Genomic DNA, 23,740 nt, shown 5'->3' with positions numbered 1-23,740 from the left:
AGCCATGTCAGGCCTTTTAGAGTGGCCAACAAAACGTCGCGAGTCGCTGTCGTTTTGTTAGCCGATCTTAGTCGCAGCACGGCCGATGTTGAGTCGTGCATTGGTTGGGAGTCCAATCTCCCGATTGGACTCCGCATCCGCCATCCGCATACGACTCGAAAGCGGGGGACGCATCGAGTCGACTGCTCAGGCGTTCCTTATTGCCTCCGCAAGAGCTACCGATAAGATTTCCACATACGGCGGCTTCACCATGGATTGATGCGTGCCTGGAACTTGAATGTGACAAATAGAATCCTTCGGCAAAATCCCTTGCCAACTTTGGAGTGGACCTTGCTGAAGCGGACGCACCATCGCGGCGTGTGAAGCCTCAAATAGATGTACTCGTATCGGAATTGAAGGCACATCATACTCAATGGCCGATTTCATGAATTCAGCACACATCGTGTAATCCAAAATTTCGCTTTGCATCATCTGTTCTGTCTCTTTCATCTGCTCTGGCGACAAGAACATCTGCTTGCAAAAATTCACGATTTCGTTGAATTCTTCCGTTTCGTTCTCCATACCCACACTCTCCACACTCAAGACGCGACGAATAACATCTCCACCTTCGACTCCAGAAAAAGAGGCAATCATTTCCTTCAACCGAACATCGCTCGAAAAATTCATCGTATCGAGAAGACCTAGAAATTCGACTTGCATATCGGCCTTTATAAGCTGATTCGCCATTTCATAAGCCACAACTCCACCGAAAGACCAGCCAGCCAAACGATACGGACCCGATGGCTGCACCCGCCGAATTCTTTCGATTGCCTGAGCAGCCATGCCTTGCATGGAATGCACCGAAGAACCCTCAGGATATTCAACACCATAAACCGGAATCCCGGCGCGCAAGAATTTCTCGATCTCCATGCCATACATGGCATGCCCTGAAATATCATAAATAAAGAATAGCGGTGGCTCACTGCCTTCTTCACGAAAGGGGATCAGGCCATCGCGAGCATCCTCACACTCCCCTTTCTGGAAATGCGCCGCCAATGAAATGATATCCGGATGAGCGAATAGATCGCCCATGGAGATTTCGACTCCAGCCTGCTTGAGACGGCTCACGACCTGTACCGCCAGTAGCGAATGTCCACCGAGAGCGAAAAAGTTATCGTGCCGGCCTATCGTCTCCGGCTCCAGCAGGTCACTCCAGATCGCGGCAATGGTTTGTTCGATCGCACCCTGCGGCGCTTCATACGCACGTGCTGCATAGGCAGTGCTGTCTGGCGCGGGTAATGCCTTGCGATCCAGTTTTCCGTTCGGGTTCAATGGTAGGCGATCCAACTGCACATAGGCCGCCGGGACCATATAATCCGGCAGCACATCCGACAGCCAACTGCGCAAGTCCGCAGCATCCACACCTTCGGCACCGACCCAATACGCCACCAGCCGTTTGTCGCTGCCTGCCGCATCCTCCAGCGCCACCACCACGCACTCGCGTACATCCGCATGCACGCTTAACCGTGCTTCGATCTCGCCCAATTCAACACGGAAACCACGAAGCTTGACCTGGTGATCGTTGCGTCCGACAAACTCGATCATACCGTCGACACGCCAACGCCCAAGATCGCCAGTGCGATACATCCGCGCTGTCGGATCGATGTTGAATGGATCGGCGAGGAAACGCTCGGCGGTCAAATCGTCGCGATTCAGATACCCACGACCCACGCCATCGCCACCGATATACAACTCGCCTACCACCCCAATCGGAACTGGTGCACCTTGCCCATCGAGGATGTAGATCCGCGTGTTAGCAATCGGCCGACCGATTGGCGTCGTACCCACACATGATGCCCCCTCATATTTAAATGCTGTTGCATCAATCGTTGCTTCGGTAGGGCCATACAAATTGATCACTCCATCCGAAACCATTTTTTGAGCACGAAAAGCCAGAAAAGAGGAAATTCGCTCTCCACCGCAGAATAGATATCGGCATCGGAATGGAATATTATCTTGAAAATATTCAAATATCGCCAGAAGAATACTTGGAACCAACTGGACAATCGTCACACCCATCTCATTGATGATACGAACCATCGCCTCGACATTTTTCGCATCTTCCGCAGAAGTCAAGATAATGGATGCCCCATAAGACAACGTTGTCCATATCTCCCATCCCGAAGCGTCGAAGGAAGTCGAAGTCCGTTGTAATACACGATCTTCCGATGAAAATCCAAATAACGCCCCCTGCCAGAGAACGTGATTGCATAGATGACGATGTTCAATCATGACGCCCTTCGGCGTACCGGTCGATCCAGACGTGTAGATCACATACACCAGATGGCGCGCAGTCAGGCCATTGGCGTGGCGATCGGGATTGCTGTCTGGCAAATGCCCCCAGCGCTCGCGGTCGGCTTGCAGATCGACAATCACCGCCGCAGCGGCACTGTCTTCGACCAGGCTACGACTGGCAGCATCCGTCAGCACTGCCACCGCACCGCAATCGGCTTGCATATAGACCAGCCGCTCGGATGGATACGCCGGGTCCAGCGGCACATACGCACCACCTGCCTTCAATACCGCCAGCAACGCCACCACCATCTCGACACTACGCTGCACGCAGATCGCCACTCGCTCGTCCGGACGTACGCCCAACTCACGCAGGTAATGCGCCAAGCGATTGGCCTGTGCATTCAACTCGCTATACGTCAGCGACGCCTCGCCGTGCACAACCGCGACAGCCGAGGGATCACGCAACACCTGCGCCTCGAACAACTCGTGCACACAGACATCGCACGGATAATCCGCTGCCGTTTCATTCCACTGCGTCAGTACTTGATGGCGCTCGGCCTCAGGCAGAACGTCGAGCGCGCGCACCGCCGTCTCCGGCGCATGAGCCAGCGCATCAGCAAGCCCTTCCAGCGCCTTCACCAAAAACACGCATATCCGCTCCGGAGCCTGTGGCCGCTGCGACTGCACTTCCACTACAAAGCCAGACCCCACATCGTCCACAGAAACGCCAAGCGGATAATTTGTCCGCTCCTGACTCGACAGCGTCTGGACCCCCTCCCAGGCCATCGCCGCGGCATCATCTTCTGCATGGCCGCTATGCCGGTAGTTGAGTAGCGAAGTGAACAACGGCGCCGGTGCCGGAACACCACTGCAGCGCTGCACCAGCGACAACGGCGCATGCTCGTGCCGCAACAGCGCGGCAAGTCCCTGCTGCACCTCGCGCACACTCTCCACCACACTGGACCCGTCAATCTCGATCCGCAGCGGCAAAGTATTGATGAACACGCCCAGCGCACGGTCGGCCCCCGCTCCGCCCTGCATGCGGCCAAACAGCACCGTCCCGAACACAACACGCGCATGCCCCGTCGCACGCGCCACCACCTGCGCCCAGGCCAGATGAAACAAGCTAGCCACACTCACACCGAGTTCGCGCGCCTGGCTGCGCAGCATTGCCGACAACCGATCCGGCAGCTCGAGCCGCACTTGCTCCACATCCGATCCATCGCCCTGTACATCGAGCAGACCAAACGGCGCACACGGCTCATCCACATCGCCGAACATGCTGCGGAAATATGCCTCGTGCTCCTCGCGACTCACGCCCAGCAATGCCTGCGCCACAAAATTACGGAACGGTAGCGGGGCTGGCAGGCTGTCAGCCTCACCAAACATGTGGCGTTTGACTTCCTCCAGCACGATCTCCAGGGTGGTGTGATCCAGGGCAAGGTGGTGGCTGAGCAACTGCATTAACCAACGACCACTAGCCGGATCGTGTGCGACAAAGCCGCGCATCAGTGGCGCTTGACGCACATCCATGCGCCAGTGCCGTGGATCGAAGCGCGATTGCAACTGTGCAGCCACATCGCCGTCGGCCTGCTCCAGGCAAACCTCCTCGATCACCAGCGACGCACGTCGCCACACGACCTGCACCGGCGCGGCCAGTCCTTCCCAGACCACCGCCGTGCGCAGGATATCGTGACGATCGATCACGTGTTGCAGCGCATCGACAAATTTATCCAAACGCGAACGGCTGTCGAACGCGATCAGGTTCGGTAACAGATAGGCATCGCCTTTGCGTTGCAGCAGGTGATGGAAGAAAATTCCTTCCTGCAACGGGGCCAGCGGATAGATGTCCTGAATATTGCCGCAGCCACCCGATGTCATCGTGACAATGACATCGATCTGCTGCTGCGTGAGCGCCACCAACGGCAGCATCTCCGGCGTAATCACTGCACTGTCGAGCGCAATGGCATTGGGTGGAACACTGACCGACACCGCACCGCTCGCTGCGGCCAGTGCCGCAAGCGTCGGCGTAGCGAACAAGGTGCGCAAATCGGCCTGCAAGCCATGCTTGCGCATGCGCTCGGTCAGCGTCACCGCCAGCAGCGAGTGACCACCAAGGGCGAAGAAGTTGTCGTGCCGACCAATCTTCTCCAGACCCAACAGGTCGCGCCATATCTCGGCAATGGATTGTTCGATTGCACCCTGCGGCGCTTCATACGCATGCGCCGCATAAGCCGACGCATCCGGTGCCGGCAACGCCTTGCGATCCAGTTTGCCGTTCGGGGTCAGCGGCAGGCGATCCAACTGCACATAGGCCGCCGGCACCATGTAGTCTGGCAGCGCATCCGATAGCCAACTGCGCAATGTCTGTGCATCTATGCCTTCGGCGCCGACCCAATACGCCACCAATCGCTTGTCCGTCCCTGTCGCATCCTCCAGCGCCACCACCACGCACTCGCGCACATCCACGTATGCGTTCAATCGCGCCTCGATCTCGCCCAACTCGATGCGGAAACCGCGGACTTTGACCTGATGATCGTTGCGTCCGACAAACTCGATTATGCCGTCAGCACGCCAACGCCCAAGATCACCACTGCGGTACATCCGCGCCGTCGGATCATCGTTGAACGGATCAGCGAGAAAACGCTCGGCGGTCAATTCGTCGCGATTCAAATACCCACGCGCCACACCATCGCCGCCAATATACAACTCGCCCACCACTCCGATCGGAACTGGCGCACCGTACCCATCGAGAATGTAGATCTGCGTGTTCGCGATCGGACGTCCGATCGGAAGACTTCTCAAATCATCATCGATCTCCACGACCTCATAAGTGGCGGCGATGGTCGTGATTTCCGTGGGACCGTAACAATTCAAGAAATGCTGCGGGCTGTCGCCAGCCAAAACCTTCGCCACCACGCTTGGATCAAGCGCATCGCCACCGGCAAGCAGATAACGCAAGTGGCAAAAGCCTTCTTTCATCTTATCCGCGCACTGATGAAACAGCCCTGCCGCCAAAAGCAATATGCTGATACCTTCGCACTCGATCACCTCTGCCAAACGTACCGGACTCAGCAAAACATCGGCTTCGATGACGACCAGCCGCGCACCATTGAGCAGTGCGCCCCAGACCTCCAACGTAGTCGCATCGAAACTCGGATTGGCGGCGAAAGCGATACGATCGCTCGGATGGAAGGACAGATATCCGTTATTCAATACTAGACGATTGATCCCTCGATGCGGGATTTCGACCCCCTTCGGCAGCCCTGTCGAACCGGAGGTGTACATGACATAAGCACTTGTGCTGCCATGTGGGCGCAATCCGGGATTGTCAGATTCCACAGCATTCACTGCTGCATCGTCGATATTGACTCGCAAGACCTCAAGCGGCTCTGGCAAGATGGTGTCCCTAACCGCCAACACCCTAACGGCGTCGCAATCGGCAAGGATGTAGGTCAGCCGCTCAAGCGGATAGGCCGGATCAAGCGGCACATACGCACCACCGGCCTTCAGCACCGCCAGCAGCGCCACCACTATCTCCACGCTGCGCTGTACGCAGATCGCTACACGGTCGCCTGGGCGTACGCCCAACTCGCCCAGGTAATGCGCAAGACGGTTGGCCCGCGCATTCAATTCGGCATACGTCAGCGACACCTCACCCTGCACCACCGCGATAGCCGAGGGTGTCCGTTCCACTTGCGACTCGAACAGTTCATGCACACAAGCATCGCGTGGATAATCCGCTGCCGTTGTATTCCACTCCATCAACATCTGCTTGCGCTCGGCTTCGCCCAGCAACGGCAAGCGATCCACCACTTGATCCTCGGCATCCTCGGCCACCATCGCATCCAACAGATGCTGCCAATGGCCCATCCAGCGCTCCAGCGTCGCATGCTCGAACAGCGCCGTGGCATAGGTCAGACTGCCGATGATCCCTGCTTCGCTTTCGGCCAACGACAACGACAAGTCGAACTGCGCACTCGTCTGAGACGTGCCCAGCCCACTGGCCTGAAGCTCACCAATATCCAGTTTGCCCTGCGGCGTGTTCTGCCACGCGAACATCACCTGAAACAACGGCGTATGCGCCAGGCTGCGTGGCGGTTGCACTAATTCCACCACCTGTTCGAACGGAATGTCCTGATGCACCTGCGCTTGCAGCGCACGTTCTTTCACCGACGCCAGTAACTGTGCCAGCGTCGGCGAGCCGGACAATTCCACCCGCAACGCCAGCGTGTTGACGAAGAAGCCGATCAGCCCCTCGGTCTCCGAGCGGCCACGATTGGCCACAGGACTGCCGATCACCACATCGTCCTGACCAGACAGACGTGACAGCAGCATCGCCCAACTCGCCAGGAGCGTCATATACATCGTCAGGCCGTGCCGCTGGCTCAGCGTCTTCAGCGCCTGTGCCTGCTGCTGACCGACGACCACCTCCAGCGTTGCCCCTGCATGGTCCTGCCTGAACGGACGCGAACGATCCGTCGGCAGTTCAAGCAGCACCGGCGCACCGGACAGTGTCTCGCGCCAGTAATTGGCCTGCTGCTGCAATACCTCACCAGCCAGCCATTGCCGCTGCCAGTTTGCATAATCGGCGTACTGGATCGGCAACGGCGGTAGCGGATCGGCTTCGCCATATGCAAAAGCCCGATACAGCACGCTCAGCTCGTTGATCAAAATCCCCATCGACCACCCGTCCGAGACGATGTGGTGCATGGTCACGAAGAGAACATGTTCGTCGTGGGCGAGCTGTACCAGCACGCCACGGATCAGCGGGCCGCGTTCCAGCGCGAAGGGTGCCTGCGCTTCCTCGGCCAATAACCGTTCCAATGCCGTTTCGCGATCTTGCACATCACACAGATCGTGAACGATCAAATGGAAGCCAATGTCCTCGACCGCAATCTGCTGCAATGCTTGACCATCGATCAACGCGAAGGTCGTACGCAGCGATGCATGCCGAGCCACGATGCGATCCAGCGCACGTTGCAGCGCCTGCGTCTCCAACGCCCCACGCAACCGCAGGCCACCGCTGATGTGATATGCCTGACTGACACCCTCGAACTGCGACAAGAACCAGAGCCGTTGCTGCGCAAACGACAGCAACCGGGGTGCATCCGGTTCCATGGGCTTGATCGGCGGCAATACTGCAGCAGACGAAGACGTCACGCACGCGGCAAGTTGCTGCAACGTCGAATGCGCAAACAGCTCCGCCACGCCGATCTCGGCTGCCAACTCCTGACGCAAACGCGACGCGACCCGCACCGCCAGCAACGAATGTCCGCCGAGAGCGAAGAAGTCGTCGTGCCGCCCGATCGTTTCCAGACCCAGTAGGTCGCCCCAAATCGTGGCAATCGTTTGTTCGATGTTGCCCTGTGGCGCTTCATAAGCAACCGCCGCATAGGCCGCGGCATCCGGTGCTGGCAATGCCTTGCGATCCAGCTTGCCGTTCGGGGTCAGGGGCAGGCGATCCAACTGCACATAGGCCGCCGGCACCATGTAATCCGGCAGTACATCCGATAGCCAATTGCGCAAAACCTCCGCGCCCAGATGCTCGGACGTTACGCCATCTGCGCTGACCCAATACGCCACCAGTCGTTTGTCCGTCCCTGCCACATCCTCCAGCGCCACCACCACGCACTCGCGCACATCCGCATGCGCGCTCAGCCGCGCTTCGATCTCGCCCAACTCGATGCGGAAACCGCGGATCTTGACCTGATGATCGTTGCGTCCCAAAAACTCGATTGTGCCGTCGGCACGCCAGCGCCCCAGATCACCAGTGCGGTACATCCGTGCCGTCGGATCAGTACTGAACGGATCTGTAAGGAAGCGTTCTGCTGTCAAGTCGTCGCGGTTCAGATATCCACGCGTGACACCTGCACCGCCAATATAGATTTCCCCCATGACGCCCACCGGCACAGGCTGTCGATACTTGTCCAGCAAATAAAACTGCGTATTTGCCAAAGGCTTGCCGATATGCTCCACAAAACCATCGTGACGCGCCATCGACACCCAACTCGAATACGTCGTGGTTTCCGATGGCCCGTACAGATTGCATAGGCGTTCGACTTGCGTCTTGGCAAAAAGATCCTCGACAACCTGACGCTTCAACACTTCACCGCATACGTTGACCGTATGTACCCCCTCGCCTTGCCCACCCGATTCCAGCCATCCCTTCAGTGCTGAAGGAGTGGTGTTGATCAACGTGACATCATGCTGATCTGTTTGCAGCGCCAGCAGATTATCGACCACCTCGATCGCACCACCACACATCAGCGGCGCAAAGCATTCATAGACCGACAGGTCGAAGTTCAACGACGTGGAGAATAGGGTTTTGGCCAGGACTGATGCTTCGAAAGAGCGCTGCGCCCAGGTCAGCAGGTTCACCGTATTGCTGTGCTCGACCATCACCCCCTTAGGCCGGCCAGTGGAGCCGGAGGTGTAGATCAAGTAGGCCAGATGGGCCGAGGTTAGGCCGTCGATCGACAGATTCGCCACCGACTGGGCATGCCAGTACGACTCATCCAGATTGACGATCGGCGCTGATCCGGCCGACAGCAGGTTCAAGGTCGATGTCTGCGCCAGAACAGCCACAGGAGCGCTGTCCTCCAGCATGTAGGCAAGACGTTCCACAGGATAAGTCGGGTCCAGCGGCACATACGCACCGCCCGCCTTCAGCACCGCCAGCATCGCCACCACCATCTCCACACTACGCTGCACACAGATCGCCACGCGATCATCCGGGCGCACACCCAATCCGCGCAGGTAATGTGCCCACCGATTGGCTCGCGCATTCAACTCGCCATACGTCAGCGACACCTCACCCTGCACCACCGCGATGGCCGAGGGATCACGTACCACCTGCGCCTCGAACAACTCGTGCACACACGCATCGCGCGGATAATCCGCTGCCGTTGCATTCCACTCCGTCAACACCTGATGCCGCTCGGCCTCGTCCAGCAACGGCAGACGATCCACCGCCATATCTTCGGCACCCTCGGCCACCATCGCCGCCAACAGATGCCGCCAATGGCCCATCCACCGCTCCAGCGTCGCATGCTCGAACAACGCCGTGGCATAGGTCAGACTGCCCACGATCCCGTCCGTGTTTTCTTCCAACGACAGCGACAGATCGAACTGCGCGCTCGTCTGCGTCGCACCCAGCCCACTGACCTCGAGTTCGCCAAGATCCAGCTCACCCTGCGGCGTGTTCTGCCACGCGAACATCACCTGGAACAGCGGCGCATGCGCCAGACTGCGCGGCGGCTGCACCAGTTCCACCACCTGCTCGAACGGGATGTCCTGATGTGCCTGCGCTTGCAGCGCACGTTCTTTCACAGACGCCAACAGTTGCGCCAGCGTCGGTGAACCCGACACCTCCACCCGCAACGCCAGCGTGTTCACGAAGAACCCGATCAGCCCTTCGGTCTCCGAGCGGCCACGATTGGCCACCGGACTACCGATCACCACATCGTCCTGTCCAGACAAGCGCGATAGCAGCAATGCCCAACTCGCCAAGAGCGTCATATACATCGTCAGGCCGTGCCGCTGGCTGAGTTCCTTCAGCGCCTGCAACTGCTGTGGCTCCACGACCATTTCCAGCGTTGCTCCAGCATGGTCCTGCCTGGGCGGACGCGGACGATCCGTCGGTAGTTCCAGCAGTACCGGCGCACCAGACAGCGCCTCGCGCCAATAAGCGACCTGCCGCTGCAACACCTCGCCTTCCAGCCATCGCCGCTGCCAGCTCGCATAATCAGCGTACTGGATCGGCAACGGCACTAGCGGATCGGCTTCGCCACGTGCGAAGGCCCGATACAGCACACTCAGCTCGTTGATCAAAATCCCCATCGACCAACCATCCGAGACGATGTGATGCATAGTCACGAACAGCACGGACTCCTCATCGGCAAGTCGTACCAGCACGCCACGGATCAGCGGGCCGTGCTCCAGCGCGAAGGGTGCCTGTGCCTCCTCGGCTAACAGCCACTCCAGCTTCGCCTCGCGCTCGGGCACATCGCGCAGATCGTGGGCAATCAACTGGAAGCCGCAGTCTTCGGCGGCGACCTGTTGCAATGCCTGCCCATCGACCAGCGCAAAAGTCGTGCGCAGCGACGCGTGCCGGGCCACGATGCGATCCAGGGTGCGTTGTAGTGCCTGGGTGTCCAACGCCCCACGCAAGCGCAGGCCGCCGCTGATGTGATACGCCTGACTGACACCCTCGAACTGCGACAAAAACCAAAGCCGCTGCTGCGCAAACGACAGCACGCGCGGCGCATCCGGCGCCAGCGGCGTGATCGGCGGCAACACGGCAGCGGACGAGGACGCCACACACGCGGCAAGTCGCTGGAGCGTCGCATGGGCAAACAACTCGGCCACGCCGATCTCAACACCCAACTCCTGGCGCAAGCGTGAGGCGACCCGCACCGCCAACAAGGAATGTCCACCGAGAGCAAAGAAGTTGTCGTGCCGACCGATCGTCTCCAGACCGAGCAGGTCGCCCCAGATCGCGGCAATGGCCTGTTCGATGGCACCCTGCGGTGCTTCATATGCACGCGCCGCATAGGCCGCAGCATCCGGTGCTGGTAACGCCTTGCGATCCAGCTTGCCGTTGGCGGTCAACGGCAGCGTTTCCAGTTGCACGTAAGCGGTGGGCAACATGTAGTCGGGCAGGCGCACGTCGAGTTGGGTACGCATGGCCTCCGGGCTGAGTGCAATACCATCGACATCGCCGACCAGATAGGCCACCAATCGCGGTTCGTCCGGGTGGTCCTCGCGCAGCAACACGACGGCATCCTGCACGCCCGCGCAGGCGCGTAGCGCGGCGGCGATTTCGCCCAGCTCGATGCGGAACCCGCGTAGTTTGACCTGGTCGTCGTTGCGGCCGACATAATCGAGCGTGCCGTCGGGACGCCAGCAGGCGATATCGCCACTGCGGTACATGCGTTGGCCGGGCTGTTCGGCGAACGGGTCGGGGACGAAACGTTCGGCGGTCAGATCGGGGCGGCCAAGATACCCGCGCGCCAGCTGTGGCCCGGCGATATGTAGCTCTCCAGCCACGCCAATCGGCGCGTGTTGTCCGTAGGCATCGAGCACGTACAGACGCAGATGCGCAATCGGTTGACCGATCGGCACGCGTCCGTTGGACGCATGTGCATCGTCAGCGGTGGTCGTGTGGACCGCACAACCGACCACGGTCTCGGTCGGGCCGTATTCGTTGATCAGCCGGGTATGGGGCGCGAGGGCTTGCCAACGCGCCAGCGTGGCGGGCGGCAGCGCTTCGCCGCCGATCACCATCACCGCCGAGTTCAGCGGTGTTGGATGGTCGGCCAATTGCTGGCCCAGCACTTCCAGATGCGCCGGTGTGAGCTTGACCAAGCCTAGCGGAGTCGGATCGCACAGGCGTTGCCGCAGGGCGTCGAGGGTGTCGTGGTCGGGCAGCAGTTCGACCTGCGCACCGCACAGCAACGGGGCGAGCAGGCTGGTCAGCGTGGCATCGAAGGACAGCGACGAGGACACCACCGCGCTGGGAGTTGGCCGATAGGTCGCGACGGCCCATTGCAGATAATGCGCGGCGCCGGCATGGGTGAGCAAGGTGCCCTTGGGTTGGCCGGTGGAACCGGAGGTGTAGATGACGTAGGCCAGATTGTCCGGACACAGGCCGGGGACATTCGGCGCGCCGGGATCATCGTGTTGTCTATCGGCAATGTCGTCCAGGGTCAGCACGCTCACGCGCAACATGGCGCGACTGGCTGGGAGATGATCCTGCAGATCGGTGCAGGTCAGCACTGCGCGCGGGCGGCTGTCCTCCAGCAGGAAGGCCAGGCGTTCGCTGGGCAGTTCCGGATCCAGCGGCACATACGCCGCGCCGGCCTTGAGCGTGGCGAGCACCGCGACCACTTGCTCGATGCTGCGCGGCAGGTACAAGGCGACTCGACTCTCCACACCGACGCCGGAGCGGCGCAGACGCTGGGCGAGCCGATTGGCGCAGCCATCCAGTTCGGCATAGCGCAGGGTGCGTTGTCCTTCGCGCACCGCGATGGCATCGGGTGTGCGCTGTACCTGCGCTTCGAACAGGGAGTGGATGCAGGTGGCCGGTGGAAGCGACGTGCTCTCGGTGACAGTGAAGCGCTGCAATTGCACGCGTTCGTCGGCGGGCAACAGCGGCAATTGCGCGACGCGGGCGTGCACGTCGGCGACCATGCCGCGCAACAGGGTCACGAACTGAGCCAGATGGCGTTCGATGGTGCTGCGGTCGAACAACGCCGTGGCATACCCCAGGCTGCCGACGATACGATCCTGCTGCTCGTGCAGCGAGAACTCCAGATCGAACTTGGCATCGCCGGCCTGTGCCGAGAGCGGCTGCAACCGAATGTCGGGCAGGACCAACTCGGCCTCGGGCACGTTCTGCCATGTGAGCACGACCTGGAACACCGGCTGCGCAGACAAACTGCGCTCGGGATTGAGCGCTTCGATCACCTGTTCGAACGGCACGTCCTGGTGATCCTGCGCGGCCAGTGCGGTGACGCGCACCTGGGCCAGCAAGTCGGCGACGGTGGGCGCACCGCGCAGATCGATGCGCAGTGCCTGGGCGTTGACGAAGAACCCGATCAGCGCTTCGAGTTCGCTGCGGGTGCGATTGGCGACGGGTGCGCCGATCACCACCTGGTCTTGACCCGACAGTCGTGACAACAGCACGGCCCAGCCGGCCAGCACGGTCATGAACACGGTGGTGCCGTGGCGTTGGCTCAGGGCACGCAGGGCATCGGTGAGTTCGGCATCCAGGGTGATGTCGACATGATCGCCACGATAGTCCTGCAATACTGGGCGCGGATGGTCGGTAGGCAGTTCCAACAGTGCCGGCGCGTCATGCAGGTGCTCGCGCCAGAAGCCAAGTTGACGTTGCAACAGCGGCCCCTCGAGCCAACGGCGTTGCCACACGGCGTAATCGGGATATTGGATCGGCAACGGCGGCAAGGGATCGGGTTGGCCTTGCACGAAGGCGGCGTACAGCGCGCTCAGTTCCTGCACCAGCAACGCCATCGACCAGCCATCCGAAACGATGTGGTGCATGGTCACCAGCAGACGATGTTGCTGCTCGGCCAGCTGCAACAGGCGACCACGGATCAGCGGACCACGACTCAGGTCGAAGGGCGTGTTGGTTTCCTGTTCGGCTTGATCTTGCGCGGCGACCTGGGCATCTGGCGTGTTGCGCAGATCTGCACACGTCAGCGCAAAGCCTACATCCGCAGGAGCAATCGACTGGGTGGCGCCGTCGTCGTCGGTCACGAAGCAGGTGCGCAGGGCTTCGTGGCGGGCGACGATGCGATCCAGCGCCTGTTGCAGCGCGGGCAGATTCAGCGCGCCGTGCAGGTCCACGCCGCCGGCGAGGGTGTAAGCCTGCGCGGCGCGACTGTCGAATTGTGCCAGGAACCACAGCCGTTGTTGCGCGTAGGACAATGGCAATGCCGCGTTACGGTCGGCCGGCACAATGGCCGGCAAGGTGCTGGAATTGGCACAATCCAAGGCTTGTGCCAATTCGACCAGACGCGGCTGAGCGAACAACGTAGCCAGCGGCAATTCCAGTCCCAGCGCGCTGCGGATACGCGAAATCAGCCGCACACCGAGCAACGAGTGACCACCGAGGGCGAAGAAGTTGTCGTGACGCCCGATGTTCTCCAGGCCAAGCAGTTCACTCCAGATCGCAGCAATGGTCTGTTCGATTTCCCCCTGCGGTGCTTCATACGCATGCGCCGCATAGGCCGAGCCATCCGGTGTGGGTAATGCCTTGCGATCCAGCTTGCCATTCGGGGTCAGTGGCAGGCGATCCAACCGCACATAAGCGGCTGGGACCATGTAATCCGGCAACACATCCGTTAGCCAGCTGCGCAAAGTTTCTGCGCTCAGATGCTCGGAGGTCACGCCTTCGGCACCAACCCAGTACGCCACCAGCCGTTTGCCCGTGCCTGTCGCATCCTCCAGCGCTACGACCACGCACTCGCGCACATCCGCATGCGCGCTCAGACGTGCCTCGATCTCGCCCAGTTCGATGCGGAAGCCACGGATCTTGACCTGGTGATCGTTGCGGCCCACAAACTCGATTGTGCCATCGGCACGCCAACGCCCCAGATCGCCAGTGCGGTACATCCGCGCCGTCGGATTGTCGCTGAACGGATCGGTGAGGAAGCGCTCGGCGGTCAAGTCATCGCGATTGAGATACCCACGCCCCACGCCATCGCCACCGATATACAGCTCGCCCACCACCCCGATCGGAACCGGCGCACTGTTTATATCCAGGATATAAATACGCGTATTGGCGAGAGGCTGTCCGATAGTGACAGCCGAATCGCATTCGGCATCTTGCGTCAGATGTTCTGCAGTACAAGAAACCGTGGTCTCTGTCGGTCCATAGGTATTAACAACTTCTATGTTGTGAGGCCTTAATGCATGCCATTCCCTTAGCTTCTGCGGAGATATGGCATCTCCAGTGACATTCAGAAGTCGCACGCCTTGCAGTTGTACACGTGCCAGTTCCGGCGATTGCTTCCATGTGCCGACAAGGCTATGCCAATGCGCCATCGTCAAATGCACCACCGTCACCCGTGGGGACGAAGATATCTCTCCGCATCCATGATCCACAGCACCGAATATCGTTGGTGCAAGAACAAGTGCAGCCCCGCCAAGCAAGGCAGGGAAGATTTCTTCCACCGAAAGATCGAAGCTGATCGAATTTTGTTGCAAGACGAGATCGGATTGCGTCACCCCGAACAACGTCACCGCATCCAATGCGTAGTTGCACAGATTCCTGTGCTCGATCATGACACCCTTCGGCGCGCCGGTCGATCCGGATGTATAGATCACATACGCCAAATGGCGTGCGGTCAGGCCATTGGCATGACGGTCGGGATTACTGTCAGGCAGATGCTCCCAGCGCGTGCCGTCTACTTGCAGATCGACGATCACAGTAGAATTACCACTGCCCTCGACAAGGTGCCGGCTGGCGGTATCCGTCAGCACCGTCAACGCGCCGCAATCGGCACGCATGTAGGCCAGCCGCTCCGGCGGATAAGCAGGATCCAGCGGCACATACGCACCACCGGCTTTCAGCACGGCAAGTAACGCCACCACCATCTCCACGCTGCGCTGCACGCAGATCGCCACCCGCTCGTCCGGGCGCACACCCGACTCGCGCAGGTAATGCGCCAGGCGATTGGCACGTGCGTTCAACTCGCCATACGTCAGCGACGTCTCGCCCTGCACCACCGCGATCGCCGTGGGATCGCGCGCCACCTGCGCCTCGAACAACTCGTGCACACACGCATCGCGCGGATAATCCGCCGCCGTCGCATTCCATTGAATCAATACCTGATGGCGCTCGGCCTCACCCAGGATTGGTAGACGGTCCACCGCACGATCGTCAGCGTCTTCGGCCACCATCGCAGCCAACAAATGCTGCCAATGACCTATCCATCGCTCCAGCGTCGCATGCTCGAACAACGCGGCGGCATAGGTCAGACTGCCGACGATCCCATCCTTGCTTTCTTCCAAGGACAGCGATAGATCGAACTGCACGCTCGTCTGCGCCGCACCCAGACCACTGGCGTCGAGTTCGCCAAGATTCAACACACCCTGCGGTGTGTTCTGCCAGGCGAACATCACCTGGAACAACGGTGCATGCGCCAGGCTGCGCGGCGGCTGCACTAATTCCACCACCTGCTCGAACGGGATGTCCTGATGCGTCTGTGCTTGCAGCGCACGCTCCTTCACCGACGCCAGTAACTGCGTCAGCGTCGGCGAGCCGGACAACTCCACCCGCAACGCCAGTGTATTGACAAAGAAGCCGATCAGCCCCTCGGTCTCCGAGCGACCACGATTGGCCACCGGACTGCCGATCACCACATCGTCCTGTCCAGACAAGCGCGATAGCAGCATCGCGCAACTGGCGAGTAAGGTCATATACATCGTCAGCCCGTGCCGCTGGCTGAGTTCCTTCAGCGCCTGCGCCTGCTGCGGACCGACGACCACTTCCAGCGCTGCGCCGGCATGGTCTTGCCGGGCAGGTCGCGGACGATCCGTTGGCAACTCCAGCAACACCGGCGCACCGGACAGCGTTTCGCGCCAGTAAGTCGCCTGTTGCTGCAATACTTCGCCCACCAACCATTGCCGCTGCCAACTCGCATAATCGGCATATTGGATCGGCAACGGCGGTAAAGGATCGGCTTCACCACGTGCAAACGCTCGATACAGCGCGCTCAACTCGTTGGTCAAAATCCCTATCGACCACCCGTCCGAGACGATGTGGTGCATGGTCACGAAGAGGACGTGTTCGTCGTGGGCGAGCTGTACCAACACGCCACGGATCAGCGGGCCGCGATCCAGCGCGAAGGGTGTCTGCGCTTCCTCGGCCAACAGCCGCTCCAGCACCACCTCATGCTCGGGCACCTCCCGCAGATCGTGAGCGATCAAATGGAAGCCACTATCCTCAGCAGCGACCTGCTGCAATGCTTGCCCATCGATCAAGGCGAAGGTCGTACGCAGCGATGCATGCCGCGCCACGATGCGATCCAGCGCACGTTCCAGCGCATGCCTCTCCAGTGGCCCGCGCAAACGCAGGCCACCGCTGATGTGATATGCCTGACTGACACCCTCGAACTGCGACAGGAACCAGAGCCGTTGCTGTGCAAACGACAGCACGCGCGGTGCATCTGGTGCCAGCGGCATGATCGGCGACAAGATCGCGCCGGAGGAAGACGCCACACAAGCGGCAAGCTGCTGGAGCGTGGCATGGGCGAACAACTCGGCCACGCCGATCTCGGCACCCAAGTCCTGACGCAAGCGCGACGCGACCCGCACCACCAGCAACGAATGCCCGCCGAGAGCGAAGAAGTTGTCGTGCCGCCCGATCGTCTCCAGACCCAACAGGTCGCGCCAGATCACCGCAATGGCTTGTTCGATTTCACCCTGCGGAGCTTCATACGCATGCGCCGCATAAGCCGCACCATCCGGTGCCGGCAATGCCTTGCGATCCAGCTTGCCGTTGGCGGTCAACGGCAGCTTGTCCAGTTGCACATAGGCCGCCGGCACCATGTAGTCCGGTAGCACATCCGATAGCCAACTGCGCAATCTCTGTGCATCTACATCCTCGGCACCAACCCAGTACGCTACCAACCGCCTGTCGCTGCCTGCCGCCGCATCCAGCGCCACCACCACGCACTCGCGCACATCTGCATGCGCACTCAGACGCGCTTCGATCTCGCCTAACTCGATGCGGAAACCACGGATCTTGACCTGGTGATCGTTGCGGCCCACAAACTCGATCGTGCCATCGGCACGCCAGCGACCCAGATCGCCACTACGGTACATCCGCGCTGTCTGATCGGTACTGAATGGATCGATGAGGAAGCGTTCTGTGGTCAAGTCGTCGCGATTGAGATACCCACGCCCCACGCCATCACCGCCGATATACAACTCGCCCACCACTCCAATCGAAACTGGTGCGCCGTGTGCATCGAGGATATAGATGCGCACATTAGCAATCGGACGACCGATCGGTGGTGCTCCCGTCGCATTCGCATCACATTCATGCACACTGACACAGACCGTCGTCTCCGTGGGCCCATATGCATTGATCAAACGTCTTCCTTCACCCCAACGTTTCACCATCGCAGCAGGCAGTGCCTCACCTGCAACGACAACCGTTTGCAAAGAGACCAACTCTTCAACATTTGACACCGTAGGCAACACTGTTGGTGGCAACGTCGCGTTGGTGATTTCCTTTTTCTTGATTATTTCAAAAAAATCATCTCCCACCATAATTTCATTATTGAATGGGATAAATAATGCGCCCCCCCAGCAGATCGCCATCATAATTTCGAACGTACAGGCATCGAAACTGAAAGAGGCAAACTGCAAGATACGGCTATTGGAATTTAAGAATAATATTTTCTTCTGAGCGCAAGCCATGTTGACCAAGCCGCGATGCTCGTTCATCGCGCCCTTGGGCGCACCGGTCGATCCGGACGTGTAGATCACATACGCCAAATGGCGTGCGGTCAGGCCATTGGCATGACGGTCGGGATTGCTGTCCGGTAGGTGCTCCCAGAGCTCGCCGTCGGCTTGCAGGTCCACGATCACTGCCGTAGCGGCACTGTCCTCGACTAGGTAGCGGCTGGCGGCATCCGTCAGCACCGCCACCGCGCCGCAATCGGATTGCATATAGGCAAGCCGCTCCGGCGGATAGGCAGGATCCAGCGGCACATACGCACCACCGGCCTTCAGCACCGCCAGCAACGCCACCACCATCTCCACACTACGCTGCACGCAGATCGCCACGCGATCATCCGGGCACACGCCCAATTCGCGCAGGTAATGCGCCAGACGGTTGGCCCTCGCATTCAACTCGCCGTATGTCAGCGACACCTCGCCCTGCACCACCGCGATGGCCGATGGATCACGCGCCACCTGCCTCTCGAACAACTCATGTATACACGCATCGCGCGGGTAATCCTCTGCAGTTGCATTCCACTGCGTCAGCACCTGATAGCGCTCGACCTCGTCCAGCAATGGCAAACGATCCACCGCCTGATCTTCGGCGCCCTCGGCCAACATCGCCGCCAACAGATGGCGCCAATGTCCCATCCACCGCTCTAGAGTCGAATGCTCGAATAGCGCTGTGGCATAGGTCAGACTGCCGACAATCCCCTCTTCGCTCTCCGCCAAAGACAACGACAAGTCGAACTGCGCGCTCGTCTGTGCGACGCCAACTTCACTGGTCTCTATCTCGCCAAGATCCAACTCACCATGTGGTGTGTTTTGCCACGCCAACATCACTTGGAACAACGGTGCATGCGCCAGGCTGCGCGGCGGTTGTAATAGCTCCACCACCTGCTCGAACGGGATATCCTGATGCGCCTGCGCCTGCAGCGCACGCGCCTTCACCGATGCCAGCAGTTGCGCCAGCGTCGGCGAGCCAGACAACTCCACGCGCAATGCCAGCGTATTGACGAAGAAGCCGATCAGCCCTTCGGTCTCGGAGCGACCACGATTGGCCACTGGACTGCCGATGACCACATCCTCCTGCCCGGAAAGCCGCGATAGCAGCAACGCCCAACTCGCGATTAACGTCATGTACAACGTCAGCCCATGCCGCTGGCTCAGCGCCTTTAGCGCCTGTGCCTGCTGCGGACCGACGACCACCTCCAGCGTCGCGCCGGCATGGTCCTGACGGGCTGGACGCGGACGATCCGTCGGCAGTTCCAGCAGCACCGGCGCACCGGACAGCGTCTCGCGCCAGTAACTGGCCTGCTGATCCAGCACCTCGCCCGTCAGCCATTGCCGCTGCCAGCTCGCATAATCGGCATATTGGATCGGCAATGGCGTTAGCGGATCGGCCTCGCCACGTGCAAATGCCCGATACAGCACGCTCAGTTCGTCGATCAAAATCCCCAAGGACCACCCGTCCGAGACGATGTGGTGCATTGTCACGAACAGCACGGACTCGTCATCGGCAAGCTGCACCAGCCGGCCACGGATCAGCGGGCCGCGCTCCAGAGCAAATGGTGCTTTCGCCTCATCGGCCAATAAACGCTCCAGCGCGCCCTCGCGCTCAACCAACTCGCGTAGATCGTGAACGATCAACTGGAAGCCGCTGTCCTCGGCGGCGATTTGCTGCAGCGCCTGCCCATCGACCAGCCCAAAGGTCGTGCGCAGCGATGCGTGCCGCGCCACGATGCGATCCAGTGCACGTTGCAACGCCTGGGTGTCCAGCGCCCCACGCAAACGCAGGCCGCCGCTGATGTGATACGCCTGGCTGACGCCTTCGAATTGCGACAGAAACCAGAGCCGCTGCTGCGCAAACGACAGCACGCGCGACGCATCCGGCTCCAGTGGTACGATCGGTGGCAAGACCGCGCTAGAGGAAGACGCCACACGCGCGGCAAGCTGCTGGAGCGTCGCATGCGCAAATAGGTCGGCTACGCCGATCTCGATATCCAACTGCTGACGCAAGCACGAAGCGACCCGTACCGTCAGCAACGAGTGACCGCCCAGAGCGAAGAAATTATCGTGCCGCCCGATGTTCTCTAGACCAAGCAGATCGCTCCAAATCGTGGCAATCGTTTGTTCGATGTTGCCCTGCGGCGCTTCATACGCATGCGCTGCATAAGCCGACCCATCCGGTGCTGGCAATGCCTTGCGATCCAGCTTACCGTTCGGGGTCAGTGGCAGGCGATCCAACCGCACATAGGCGGCTGGGACCATGTAATCCGGTAGCACATCCGATAGCCAGCTGCGCAAAGTTTCTGCGCCCAGATGTTCGGACGTCACCTCCTCGGCACCGACCCAGTACGCCACCAGCCATTTGCCCGTGCCTGTCGCATCCTCCAGCGCCACCACCACACACTCGCGCACATCCGCATGCGCGCTCAGTCGTGCCTCGATCTCGCCCAATTCGATGCGGAATCCACGAATCTTGACCTGGTGATCGTTGCGTCCGACAAACTCGATCGTACCGTCGGCACGCCAGCGCCCCAGATCGCCAGTGCGGTACATCCGCGCAGCCGGATCGGCACTGAATGGATCGGTGAGGAAGCGCTCGGCGGTCAAGTCGTCACGATTTAGATACCCACGCCCCACTCCATCGCCGCCGATATACAACTCACCCACTACCCCGACCGGAACTGGCGCATCGTGTGCATCCAGGATGTAGATGCGCGTATTGGCGATAGGACGACCGATTGGCATCGTCTCCGATGCAAAGAGATCTTTGATAACACCATCGACAGCAACGTCCGTGATTTCAGCGGGCCCATAACTATTTACAAATACATACTTTTCATTGCCTGAAATCCACGCCGAAAGGCGATCTCCTTTTATCGGCTCTCCACCAAGTACAATATAGCGCAACTGATCAAGCAGAATTTCCTTATTTCCAGACCCGCATTCATCAAAAACTCCATACAACTGACTTGGCGCACAATTGATCAATGCGGCACCACTCGACTCAAGAAGACTCAAAATACTTGACCCCACCATTACAACTGCCGGCGCCAATACGACAGTAGAACCAACAAATAATGGAGAAAAAATATTCTTAAGCGTCAGGTCAAAAGAAAAAGAAGAAACAACCAATACCTTCTCGCCCTGCCTTAAATAGCCAAGAGCGTAGTGATGGTATAAATTGACACAACCCCGGTGCTCGATCATCACGCCTTTGGGCGTACCGGTCGATCCGGACGTATAGATCACATACGCCAGATGGCGCGTAGCCAAACCAATGGCATTGCGATCCGGATTGCTGTCCGGCAGTTGTGCCCAGCGCTCGGCGTCGACGTGCAGATCGACGATCACGGCCGAAGCAGCACTCTCCTCGATCAGGCTGCGGCTGGCGGTCTGCGTCAGCACCGCCACCGCACCACAATCGGCGAGCATGTAGGCCAGTCGCTCCGGCGGATAGGCGGGATCCAGCGGCACATACGCACCACCGGCCTTCAACACCGCCAGCAACGCCAGCACCATCTCCACACTACGCTGCACGCAGATCGCCACGCGATCGTCCGGGCACACGCCCAATTCGCGCAGGTAATGCGCCAGACGGTTGGCCCTCGCATTCAACTCGCCGTATGTCAGCGACACCTCGCCCTGCACCACCGCGATGGCCGATGGATCACGCGCCACCTGCCTCTCGAACAACTCATGTACACACGCATCGCGCGGATAATCTTCCGCAGTTGCATTCCACTGCGTCAACACTTGATGGAGCTCGGCCTCAGACAGTAATGGCAGACGATCCACCACCTGATCTTCAGCGCCCTCGGCCACCATGGCTTCCAACAGATGACGCCAATGTCCCATCCACTGCTCCAGCGTCGAACGCTCGAAAAGCAATGGATCAAAATCCAGAATGAAACCTATCTTTTCTCCCCATTTGACCGCCTCTAATACAAGGTCAAGTGCTGCAGCACCAGCAATCGGAGGATGGCAGAAGTGAACGAGATGCAAACCACCCCAATGCACAGGCGCAATTTCATCATCGCCGACCAAAATATTCAACGCATCGCCAAAGCCACGCGGATTCTGAAATACGAACATGGTCTGAAAAAATGGCGAACGACTTTCCTCTCGATGAGGATTAAGTCGTTCGACCAACTCGAAAAATGGAAAATCCTGATTTTCCATCGCACGCCTAACGCGACTACGCACTCTGCGCAGCAACTCCCCGACGGTAAGATCAGGATCGAAATTAGCTTGCAAGACGACCTGATTAAAGAATGCCCCGGTGACATCGGACCACTTCTTCCCTCTCCGAGCCGGCATCGGCGATCCGACATTGAAATCATCCTGACCCGTAATCCGACGCAACAAAATGAAATAAGCCGCCAGCAAGACCACGTAGATCGAGGAATTACAGCGATCTGAAAAATTATTCAACTTCATGGACAACTCCATGTCCAAACCAAAGTAGATGGCATCTCGGTGCTTCGCTGGAAACGCCGCCCGTGGCGTGCGTACCGGCAAATTCAAGGATGGAACCTCATCAGCAAGCAATTCCTTCCAATAAGAAAATTGCTTACTTCCGCCATCACCGTTAATCCAATCACGTTGCCAGCACACATAATCGAAGTAGCTCGGCTTCGATTCACTGCCACAAGAGACCACCGGGCGTAATGGCGCAGCGCCACCAATTCCCTCCAGAATAACACCCAATTCTTCGATCAAACGCCAAAGCGACCAACCATCCACCACAAGATGATTGAATGTCAAAACAATAACGCTTTCTTGCGCATTGACCCGATAAATCCCGACTCTAAATAACGGAGCAACTGTGAGATCGAAAGGCCGAACGCTATCTTCCTTGACCATACGATCAAGAGCTGAGGAATTCACCCCATACACATCAACCACTTGAAGTTGCGCCCGCGCAAAACGCTCGCTTCTTTGCTCAGGCTCTTCGCCCGCCTCACGAAAGCGAGTGCGCAACATCGCATGGCGCCTCATTAGCTCTGCAATCGCCTGATCCAATAAATCAAGATCAACCTCACCAAGAAGACGTGCGAAAAAGCTGATGTTGTAATTCCCCTGCAACTCCGGCTGTAACTTGTATAAAAACCATAAATTGCGCTGATTTGCGGACAATGGGAACCAGGCATCATCATTCACACTAGCGAAAGCGTTTTGACCATCAACTTTCGGAACCATTACTTCGAAATCTTCCATACCACCCTCGCAAAGTTGAATTCCTTACAAAGCGTCAACCACTATCGATGAGCTGAACTATTTTTTAATATTTTTTTCATAATTGATTCCTATTTGCGAAAGAAAAATACGGAATCGCAACAGCGCCCGTAGACGCCAGAACCATGGCACGGATACAGGTAAATAAAGCAAATATCAGCAAATGTTGGGCAGGCGGTCGCGCCGATGGAGTTCAACGCATCAACTTGAGTGCCATTGAACCAGCAGCGGCCGAATCGATGCT

At 59.2% G+C, this 23,740-nt stretch carries 1 protein-coding gene; it reads right to left on the bottom strand.

All coding sequences use genetic code 11. The annotated features are described in order from the left end of the window. Nucleotides 1–186 precede the first annotated feature (186 nt). Nucleotides 187–23,460: a non-ribosomal peptide synthetase gene (locus XaFJ1_RS03575; RefSeq protein ID WP_238988317.1), complete on the bottom strand. Its 23,274-nt coding sequence runs from the start codon at nt 23,458–23,460 to the stop codon at nt 187–189. Between the last annotated feature and the right edge of the window lie 280 nt (nt 23,461–23,740).

This window comes from Xanthomonas albilineans, from assembly GCF_009931595.1.
Classification (GTDB): domain Bacteria; phylum Pseudomonadota; class Gammaproteobacteria; order Xanthomonadales; family Xanthomonadaceae; genus Xanthomonas_A; species Xanthomonas_A albilineans.
The sequence above is the reverse complement of the archived record's forward strand: the minus strand, read 5'-3'. Positions and strand labels throughout refer to the sequence as shown.